This is a genomic window from Streptomyces sp. NPDC001832, assembly GCF_040297265.1.
Taxonomy (GTDB): domain Bacteria; phylum Actinomycetota; class Actinomycetes; order Streptomycetales; family Streptomycetaceae; genus Streptomyces.
This window is the reverse complement of the sequence record NZ_JBEOYU010000076.1, coordinates 1-9,460: the sequence shown is the minus strand read 5'-3', so window position 1 is coordinate 9,460 and position 9,460 is coordinate 1. Positions and strand designations below refer to the sequence as shown.

The following is a 9,460-nucleotide window of genomic DNA, read 5'->3' as shown; positions in this document are numbered from 1 at the left end:
TTGTCGGGATCGTCCTCGTACGCCCAGTACGAGGACGACCCTCCGCCTTGCGATCGCACGCACCAGACGCCGCGGGGCCCGCCCTTCGGGCGGACCACGGGACTTTCGAAACACGCCCTAGTGCAGACGGGTGAGGGCGTCGGCGGTGACGGCGTGGACCGGGGGGCGTCCGGCAAGCAGCCGCAGCACCTCGTTGACGGCACTCATGCCGAGCCGCTGCCGGCATTCGACGCTGCCCGCGGCCTGGTGCGGGGTGAGCAGTACGTTCGGCAGGGAGCGGAAGGGATGGCCTGCGGGCAGCGGCTCGGCGTCGAAAACATCGATCGCCGCGTCCAGCCGGCCTGATGCCAGTTCGGCGAGGAGCGCGTCCTCGTCGACCAGCCACGACCTGGCGGTGTTCACCAGGCCGGCCCCGTCCGGCATCAGCGCCAGCTCTTCGGCGCCGATCATTCTGTGGGTCTCCTCGGTGACCGGCGCGTGCACGGCCACGATCCTGCTGCGCGACAGCAGAGTCCGAAGCGGTACCGACTTCACGCCGAGCGCCTCGGCGTCCGCGTCGGAGAGGTACGGGTCGGTGACGCTGACCCGCGCCCCCATCGCCCGCACCAGAGCGATGTAGGCGCGTCCGGTGCGGGAGGCACCGATCACACCGATGTCACTGCCGTGGATCTCATGGCGTGGAGGAGCCTCGCTCGCCGCTGCCCACTCCAGCCCGCCGCGCAGGGCGTGGTCGAAGCGCTGGATGCGGTGGAGCAGCGAGAGCGTGAACGCGAGAGCCACCTCGGAGACCGGGCGGGCCATCTCGTCACCTGCCTGGGTGACCAGGATGCCCCGCCGGAACACCTCCTCGGTGACATAGGGCGCGACCGCCGAACCGGTGTGCGCCACCAGCTCCAACCGGTCGGCCGATGCGAGGAGTCCGGCGTCCACCCTGGGCGCCCGCCACGAGGTGATCAGCGCGCGGGCGCCGGGCAGCGCCGCGGCCACCGCCGCCCGGTCGGCGTGGTCGTCCAGGACCGTCAGCTCCGCCGCCCGCTCCAGCTCCTGCCACACCTCGGCGGTGAAGAACTGGTCCCGCAGGCCCGGGGGTACGGCGACAACCACTCGCGGGCGGTCGGCAGGATCAGGAGAGCCAGGCATCGAGGTGCTCCGCAACGAAGGCGTCATCGGTCAGCCAAGGGTAGGCCGCGGCCACCCGACTGATCTCCTCGGCCTGCCCGGGGGAGAGCGTCTCGGCCGGGTCCAGGCACCGGATGTTCGCCAACAGGCCCTGGCGGTGCAGTACTTCGTGCACCCCGGCGATGCAGCCGCGGAACGCGCCGCGCACATCGAAGACCGCGCTGTTGGCATCGGTCAGCTCGGGACGTCGGGCCAGGCAGCGCACCATCGCCTCGTGGTCCCCGCCGCGCGCTTTGCGGACATCGTCGAGGAGCGTCACCGCGGAGCTCGTCCACACCGCCCACTGACCGAGGAGGCCGCCCGCGAACCAGCGCGGTCTGCCGCCTGCCGTCTCGTACGGGGTGAGCAGATCACCGATGATGTCGTCGTCGTTGCCCGTGTACAGCGCCACTTCGTCGGCGCGGTCCGCGGCGGCCACCGCCCGTACGACGTCGGCGGTGCGGTACCGGTCGAACGGGGCGATCTTCACCGCGACCGTGTTCGGCAGATCGGTGAACGCGGACCAGAAGCCCGGCGACAGGTACCGTCCGCCGACGGCCTCCTGGAGATAGAAGCCGATCACCGGCAATACCTCGCCGACCGCCCGGGCCCGCTCCAGCAGACCCTTCTCGTCCGCTCCGGGCACGGCGGGGCTGAGCAGCACCGCGTCGTAGCCGAGCCCGGCGGCGGTCTCGGCCTCGGCGACGGCCTGCGCCGTGTATCCGCAGGCCCCGGCGACCTTGATGAAGGGACGGCCGGCCTCGGCATCGATCGTCTCGGCGGCGAGCTCCAGGACCGGCCGGAACAGACCGACCCCGGGTTCCCGGATCTCGAACTGGGTGGTGTGCACGGCGACGGCGACCCCGCCCGCACCCGAGGCGAGGTAGTAACGGGTCAGCGCACGCTGCCGGCGTTCGTCGAAGGAGCCGTCGGCGTGCAGGGCGAGCGGGTGGGCGGGGATCACGGCACCGCGGGCGAGCGAGTCCAGGGCGGGATTGGACAGGAGGGAGGGAGTGGACATGGAGTGGATCAGAACCTTCCGTCGCGGACCTGGAACTTGGTGGGCTTGCCGGACAGCGGCAGCCCGCGGCGCAGCCAGTCGGCCTGCCACTCGACGAGGGTGCGCAGCGCGACATCCGGGTACCCGAAGAGAGCATGACAGCGGCTCGCGTCGGAGAGCAGCGCGGTGGGCGCCTCCTCGCCCGCGAAGACCGGCTCCCGGTCGAACTCCTCGCCGAACCACTGCGCGATGCGGCGCACCGACGCGGTCTCCGGACCGGTGAGGTTGAGGGTGAACGCCTCGCCGTCGGTGGCGTGCAGCAGAGAACGCAGGGCGACCTCATTGGCGTACCCCTGCCACACCACGTTGGCGTGACCGGTCGTCACATCGACTGGCTCGCCAGCCTGTACGCGGTACGCGATGTCGGCGAGGACGCCGTAGCGCAGATCGACCGCGTAGTTGAGGCGGATGTTGGCGACCTTGGTGCCACGGGTCAGCGCCGCATGGCCGAAGATCCGCTCACGGCCGAGGCACGACATGGCGTACTCGCCGACCGGGCCGACCGGGTCGGACTCGGTGCAGCCGCCGGAGGAGACCGGAACCAGCGGATACACATTGCCGGTGGAGAAGGCGGCGATCCGCGAACCCGACCAGCGGCGCGCCACCCGGTCCGGCATCGCGGCGTTCACGGCCCAGGCGTGCGAGGGCGCCCCGGCGGAGCCGAACTTGGCGCCGACCATGAAGACGACGTTTCCGGCGTCCGGCAGCTCGGCCAGATCGGCGGCCGGGTCCATCAGGTCGAAGGCTACGGTGGTGACCCCGGCGGCCTCCAGCTCGTCGGCGGCGGACTTGTCGGACCAGCGGGAGACCGCGTACACGGTCACATCCGTGCGGTCAGCGGCGTCCAGCGCGCGGCGGGCGAGCCGGCATAGGCTGGGGCCCATCTTGCCGCCGGCGCCGAGCACCAGCAGATCGCCTTCGAGGCGGCCGAGGTCGGCGACGAGCGTGGGGGAGGGGGTGGCGAGCCGCTCTTCGAGAGCGGCCTCATCGGTGAACATTCGTAGTTATCCCTTGATTCCGGACGCGGTGACGCCCTCGGTGAAGTAGCGCTGGCCCACCAGGTACGCGGCGAAGATGGGCACGAACGCGATGACGGATCCGGAGAGCACCACATTGAGCGGCACGTTCTGCTGCTGGAGCGAGGCGATGCCGACGGTGAGGGTGCGCATGTCGGTGGACTGGCCGATGATCAGGGGCCACAGGAAGTCGTTCCAGTGCCACAGGAAGACGAAGACGCCGAGCGTGGCGAGGATCGGCTTCAGCAGCGGCAGCACGATCCGGTAGAAGATCTGCCACTCGCCGCAGCCGTCGAGCCGGGCTGCCTCGAAGAGTTCGTCCGGCAGGCCCTGGATGAACTGGCGCATCAGGAACACCGCCTGGGCGTTGGCCAGCGTCGGCACGATCAGGCCCCAGTAGGTGTCCACGCCGCCCAGCTTCGCGATCATCGCGAACGTCGGGATCATCGTGACGTGGTACGGGACCATCACCATCGACAGGAACGACCAGAACATCGTGTCCCGGCCCGGGAAGCGCTTCTTGGCGAAGGCGTAGCCGGCGAGCGAGGCGAGCAGCAGCACGCCGACGACCGAGACGACCGAGTAGATCAGGGTGTTGACCAGCCAGCGCGGCACATCCTGGGCGTTCATGACGCTGTCGTACGCCTCACCGGTCAGCGGCCAGGGCAGCAGACTGCCGGGGAACTCGACCGCGGCGGACGGCTTGAGGGAGAGCACGACCATCGCGTAGAACGGGAAGATCGTCACGATCGCCGCCACTGTCAGCAGCGCGGCGCGGGCGATCCGGCCGGCCGGGGTGGGCCGCATGCCGTGCGGGACGGTGTCCTGCTCCGAGAGCTTGCGCAGCTTGCGTTCGGCCCGGCGCGCGGCCCGGTCGGGGGTCGCGGGAGCCTTGCTCACGGGCGGGGTCTCGGTCTCTACGGGTGTTGCGGTCATGGTCACTGGTCCTTCCCGATCACGAGCCGCTGGATCACCGCGACCACCACGGTCAGCGCGAAGAGCGCCACACCGATGGCGGCGGCGTAACCCAGGTCGAAGTACTTGAAGCCCGCGTCGTAGAGCTGGAAGACGAGCGTGTAACTGGCGTTGGCGGGGCCGCCGCCGGTCATCGTGTAGACCGCGTCGAAGACCTGGAACGAGGCCGTCGTCTCGATCACCGCGAGGAAGAACAGGGCGGGCTTGAGCTGCGGCAGCACGATGTACCGGAACCGCTGCCAGGGGCCCGCGCCGTCGGTGAGGGCAGCCTCCTCCAGCTCCCGCGGGATGTCCTGCATCCGGGCCAGCAGGATGAGCATCCCGTACCCGAACCGGGACCAGACTCCGACGATCGCGAGCGCGGGCAGCACCAGCACGTCGTCGGAGAGCCAGGAGCCCTCGGACATCCCGAACCAGCCCATCAGAGTGGACCACGGGCCGCCGGTCGAGAAGATCCAGACGAACACGGTGGCGGCCAGCACCAGCGAGGTGACGACCGGCAGGAAGAACACCGAACGGAAGAACTTGGCACCGCGGAACGCGCGGCGGGTGATGAGCGCCAGTGACACCGAAGCGATCAGCGTGCCCGGCACGGCGAGCACGGTGTAGAGGACCGTGACCTTCAGCGCCTGCCAGAACAGCGGGTCGTTCCACAGGCGGGTGAAGTTTTCCAGCCCGATGAAGCTGCCGCCGCCGGTCAGGGAGTAGTCGGTGAAGCTCATCACCACACCGGCGACGCCAGGACCGAACCGGAAGGCGAGGAAGAGCAGGAAACACGGAAGGACGAAGAGCAGGCCGATCCGGGCCTCGCGGCGCGCCTGCGGCCCGCTGCGACGGCCCCGGCGGGTGGGTTCCGCGACGACTGCCACGGGGATCTCCTTGCGGTACGGGGGAATTGCGGGGGAGGGTGCGGGGCCGGGATCCGGGTGCGGCCGGACCCCGGCCCCGCGGATGATCTAGTGCCGGTCACGGCACTAGTGCCGCGACGGGCGAACCTTGCCGGCTAGCGTCCGAGAAGTGCCTGCGCGGCCTTCTGCGCGGCGTCCAGCGCCTCCTGCGGGCTCTTCTTGCCCAGCAGCGCGGCCTGGATCTCCGGTGCCAGCACGCCCTGGACCTCACGCGCCTTGTCCTGGAGCGGGCCCACGGTCATGCTCGGCAGCGTGGCGCCGACCGCCGACTGCAGCGCGTCGTCCGGGTACAGGTCGCCGCCGGACTTCCGGGCCGGGAAGTAACCTGCCTCCTTCTGCAGACCGGCCGCGTTCTTCGACTCGGCAACGAAGTTCAGCCAGTCGCCGGTGTTCTTCTTGTCGGCGCCCTTCAGCATCGACAGGGCGCCGACCGTGCCGTAGCCGACCGGCTTGACGTCCTTCAGCGGCGGCTGGACGACGATGTTCTCCTTGCCCCAGAACGGCTCGACGTCCGTGGGGGTGTTCTGCCAGGTGCAGGCGATCTTGCCCTTGGCGGTCGGGGTCTGCTCCAGCTTGGGCGTGGTGGTGACCAGGTCCTTGTCGGTGTAGCCGCCGTCGACGAGCTTCTTCAGGTACGTCAGCGCCTTGACGCCGGCCTCGTCATTGAAGGTGACGGTCTTGCCGTCCTCGGAGAAGACGTCGCCGCCCGCCTGCCACAGCAGCGGGTAGAAGGTCATGTTGAGGGTCTGCTGGGTGTCGCCGTAGTAGCTGGTGGCGTAGTAGCCCTTCGCCTTCAGCTTCGGGGCCAGTGCCTCCAGATCCGCCCAGCTGGTCGGGTAGTTCTTCTCGCCGATGGCGTCGAACACCCGCTTGTCGCAGATCAGCGGGTTGGCGCTGGTCAGGATCGGGGTGGCGAGCGCCTTGCCGTCGATCGTGACGGACTTCAGCGCGAAGTCGGTGTAGTCGGACTTGGCGTCGGACGGCATGTACTCGTCGGCCGGGACGATGTTCTTGGCGTACTTCGGCAGTTGGTCCGGGATCAGGTAGACCGCGTCCGGGCCCTTGCCGGCGGCGATCGCGGTGGCCAGGGCGGTGTCGCGGTTGGCCCACGGGAAGGTCTCCACCTTCACCTTGACGCCCGCGTGCTCCTTCTCGAACGCCTTGACCAGGCCGTCCCAGTACGCCTTGTTCTTGGCCTCGTCGAAGATGACCGGGTAGGTCCACATGGTGACGGTGTTGTCGTCGCCGCTGCCGGAGCAGCCGGCCAGCACACCGGCGGCGAGCACGGTGGCCATGACCGGGGCGGCGACGGCGCGGACTCTCGAACGGCGGGTGAGGAGACGGGACATGAGGGGGTCCTCCGAGGACGTGAGGGTGGGACGGGGAAGGCGGGACGACGTCCGGTGGGACGTCACCGGGCGGGCACCGTCTGGACGGTGCCGGTGTGCCGGGCGCGTTCGGCGGCGAACGCCGCGAGATGGCTGCCGAGCGAGGTGGCGGGACCGGAGCGGACCGCGACCGGGTCGCCGGTGGCGACGGCGGTGACGAACGCCTCGACGAGCGCGGCGTCCCCGCCGCCGTGCCCGTCGGCCGCGTTCGAACCGGACGCGCCGAGTTCGTGCACGGTGGACTCGCCGGTACGGAAGTCCTGCACGGTGACCCGCTCGCCGTCACCGATCAGCCAGCCGTGCGAGCCGAAGATCCGGGTCTGCCGATGCGTCTGCTCGGTGAAGGCCACCATCTGGAAGGTGGCGGTCACCCCGTCCGTCAGCCGCATCGCCAGGACCTGGTGATCGACCACGTCGTTGTCGCCGCGGTATGCGCAGACGCCGTACGGCCCCTCGCGCAGGGCCCGTAGCAGCCCGGCCTCGTCGGTCGCCTCGGTGACGTGGGTGACCGGCCAGACCGCGCCCTTCTCGCGCAGCGTCGGAAGGTACAGTTTCGGCGCGCTGTACGGGCAACCGGGCTCGACCGCACAGTCGAGACACCGCTCGGCGGACCCGGCCGGGGCGTTCTCCGGCCGGAAGTGCTTGAGCCCGCCGAAGCTGGTGACCTGCTCGATCCGGCCGCCCATGACGTATGTGATCCAGTCCAGGTCGTGGCAGGACTTGGCGAGCAGCATCGGGGAGGAGTCCTTCTCGCTGCGCCACGGCCCACGCACATAGCTGTGGGCATAGTGCCACCAGCCCACCGGTTCCAGGTGGTCGATGGAGACCAACTGCCCGAGCACGCCGGAGTCCACGACCTCCTTCACCAGGTCGGTGTAGGGGGTGTACCGCATGACGTGGCACACCGCGAACAGCACCCCGGCCCGCTCCACGCCCTCGACGATCCGCCGGGTCTCCTCCTCGGTCGGGGCGAGCGGCTTCTCGGCGAGGATCGCGTAGCCGGCCTCGGCCAGGGCCAGCACCGGCTCCACATGGAAGCGGTCCTGGGTGGCGACGACGACGGCGTCGGCGATCCGGTTCTCGACGAGCGGGCGCCAGTCGTCGAACTCGACGGGGGCGCCGGCGGCGGCCCGCGCCGCGGGGCGGGGATCAGCGACGGCGACGAGTTCGGCGCGCTCGGGGTGCGCCTTGATCCACTCGGCGTACGTCAGACCGCGGTTGCCGGCGCCGACGAGCGCGACCCGGATGGGCCGGCCGGTGATCGGGGTATGCGTGGACACGGGAATCCCTGGTACTCGGTGGGTTGAGGCCTGATCCGAACGAGAGGCCCTAGTGGTCAGAAGCGCAGCGTGGCCGCGGTGTGGGCGACGCGGTCGCCCTCCTCCGGCAGCGCGGTGCGCTCGGTGCCGTCCTCGACACAGCCGGTGTGCAGCAGATGGCTGGAGTCGCCGCTGAACGCCGCAGGCAGCAGTTCGAGCCGGCCGCCGGTGAAGGTGGAGCCGGTGGCCCGGTAGCGGTTGGGGCCCTCGGTGACCAGCACATGGGCGGTGCCCTTGGGCGCGGCCGAGTCGAGGCCGGTGAGCTGCCAGTCGACGGTCCGTCCGGAGCCGGTACGGGCCAGCAGGGCGCCGTCCTTGTTGGTGCCGGTCAGACGCGTTCCGTCGATGCGCAGCCGCTGGTCCTTCGCCGAGGTCAACTTGAGTCCGGTGTCACGGAGTTCGCCGCCGAGGACGGTGATGTCGGCGTGCGCGAGCGAGACCGGGGCGGTGTCCTTGGAGCCGGTCAGGTTGCACTGGTCCAGGAGGAGCGGACCGGTGCCGTTGAAGACCGCGCCGTCGACGCCCTTCAGTGTGTTGCGTTGCAGGGTGAGCGGGACGGTGACACCGGCCTGGGTTATCTCCGCGCCCGCCGCGAAGACGAACGAGGAGTCGGCGATCACATTGGGGCGGGCGGACAGGTCCGAGGCCCGGGAGACGATCAGCGGACCGGAGGCCGTACAGCCGCGCATCTGCACACCGTCGGCGTTGACCCAGAGCATCCCGGAGCCGGCCAGCGACTTCTTGCCGATGACCAGTACGTCTTCCAGTGTCAGATCGGTGATCTTGACGCGGGCCACGAACCAGGAGCAGGCGTGCCTGCGTACCGTGATCCGCTTGGCCCTGCCGCCCCAGGCCGCACCGGAGTTGGCGAAGGTCATCAGTCCGGAGTTGCCGGTGTACACGAGGTCGTGCTCGAACTGCCCGTGCGTCACGAACGGGCCCTCGTCGTCACCGTCGCCATGACAGTTGGTGACGTAGCAGTAGGCGGAGGCCGTGAAGTCGTTGAGATGACGGGCATTGGAGGTGTGACAGTCCTCGACGTGCCCGTACAGACAGTAGATCTGCTGGGTGAGATAGCCGGCGCCCCCGTACGTGACGGACTTGGGGTTGGTCAGCGAGCACTGCTCGGTGCGGTAGTACGTGCACCAGCGGCGCATCACCACCGGCCAGAAGGTGCCGATGGCCTCGATGCCGGAGACGTCGCAGCGCACCGCGTACTCGTACGCGACCGGGTGCGAGCCGGTCATCTCGTCCTCGCCCCAGCCCTCGAAGACGAGGTTGCGGACGTGAGCGCGGTCGACGGGCTCGATCCGGGTCCAGGTGAGGGTGCGGCCGGCGGCCAGGTCCCAGCCGATCTGGTAGTTGACCCGGATGTGCGTCGCGTCGACGACATCGGTGACCTGGACGAGACGCTGGATCTCCTTCTCGTACTTGCCCGACAGGGCGTTGATCTCCACGGCCCACCACTGGCCGACCGAGAACTTCGCCGAGTCGCCGACCTCGAAGAGATCCGAGAGATCCGGCATCGCCGCGCTCAGGGTGTGCTTGACGGTGGTGTCGGTGACGGTGCCGCGGAAGGAGAGGACGGCGCCGAAGGGGTTGTCGTGGGTGTTCTTCTCGATGCCTTCGGTGCGCA

The 9,460-nt window shown here is 69.8% G+C and carries 8 protein-coding genes; all 8 read right to left on the bottom strand.

The genetic code is table 11. From position 1 onward, the window contains the following. Positions 1 to 117: 117 nt before the first annotated feature. Positions 118 to 1,140: a hydroxyacid dehydrogenase gene (locus tag ABT115_RS30385; RefSeq protein ID WP_351796599.1), complete on the bottom strand. Its 1,023-nt coding sequence runs from the start codon at positions 1,138 to 1,140 to the stop codon at positions 118 to 120. Then, complete coding sequence (locus tag ABT115_RS30380) at positions 1,124 to 2,179, bottom strand: dihydrodipicolinate synthase family protein (RefSeq protein ID WP_351796596.1); 1,056 nt, start codon at positions 2,177 to 2,179, stop codon at positions 1,124 to 1,126. The genes ABT115_RS30385 and ABT115_RS30380 overlap by 17 nt, the downstream gene beginning before the upstream one ends. 8 nt (positions 2,180 to 2,187) lie before the next feature. After that, positions 2,188 to 3,216: an NAD-dependent epimerase/dehydratase family protein gene (locus ABT115_RS30375; protein WP_351796593.1), complete on the bottom strand. Its 1,029-nt coding sequence runs from the start codon at positions 3,214 to 3,216 to the stop codon at positions 2,188 to 2,190. Positions 3,217 to 3,222: 6 nt separating this feature from the next. Then, the gene (locus ABT115_RS30370; protein WP_502969195.1) at positions 3,223 to 4,170 is read right to left on the bottom strand and encodes a carbohydrate ABC transporter permease; all 948 of its coding nucleotides are present in this window, start codon (positions 4,168 to 4,170) and stop codon (positions 3,223 to 3,225) included. 2 nt (positions 4,171 to 4,172) lie between these two features. After that, positions 4,173 to 5,078 carry a carbohydrate ABC transporter permease gene (locus ABT115_RS30365; protein WP_351796590.1) on the bottom strand — a complete coding sequence of 302 codons (906 nt, stop codon included), beginning with the start codon at positions 5,076 to 5,078 and terminating at the stop codon, positions 4,173 to 4,175. A gap of 134 nt (positions 5,079 to 5,212) precedes the next feature. Then, positions 5,213 to 6,466 (bottom strand): ABC transporter substrate-binding protein, encoded by a 1,254-nt coding sequence (locus ABT115_RS30360; protein WP_351796587.1) that lies wholly within the window; start codon positions 6,464 to 6,466, stop codon positions 5,213 to 5,215. 62 nt (positions 6,467 to 6,528) lie between these two features. Next, entirely contained in the window at positions 6,529 to 7,785 is a 1,257-nt protein-coding gene (locus tag ABT115_RS30355) for a Gfo/Idh/MocA family protein (protein WP_351796585.1), read from the bottom strand. A 56-nt stretch (positions 7,786 to 7,841) separates the two neighbouring features. Further along, positions 7,842 to 9,460, bottom strand: a 1,619-nt coding sequence (locus tag ABT115_RS30350; RefSeq protein ID WP_351796583.1) for a peptidase C14, incomplete at its 5' end; no start/stop codon positions are given.

Excerpts from the sequence above, each read along its gene's own strand:
- ABT115_RS30375 (WP_351796593.1), bottom strand. The coding sequence starts at position 3,216 with ATGTTCACCGATGAGGCCGCTCTCGAAGAGCGGCTCGCCACCCCCTCC.
- ABT115_RS30380 (WP_351796596.1), bottom strand. The coding sequence starts at position 2,179 with ATGTCCACTCCCTCCCTCCTGTCCAATCCCGCCCTGGACTCGCTCGCC.
- ABT115_RS30360 (WP_351796587.1), bottom strand. The coding sequence starts at position 6,466 with ATGTCCCGTCTCCTCACCCGCCGTTCGAGAGTCCGCGCCGTCGCCGCC.
- ABT115_RS30385 (WP_351796599.1), bottom strand. The coding sequence starts at position 1,140 with ATGCCTGGCTCTCCTGATCCTGCCGACCGCCCGCGAGTGGTTGTCGCC.
- ABT115_RS30370 (WP_502969195.1), bottom strand. The coding sequence starts at position 4,170 with ATGACCGCAACACCCGTAGAGACCGAGACCCCGCCCGTGAGCAAGGCT.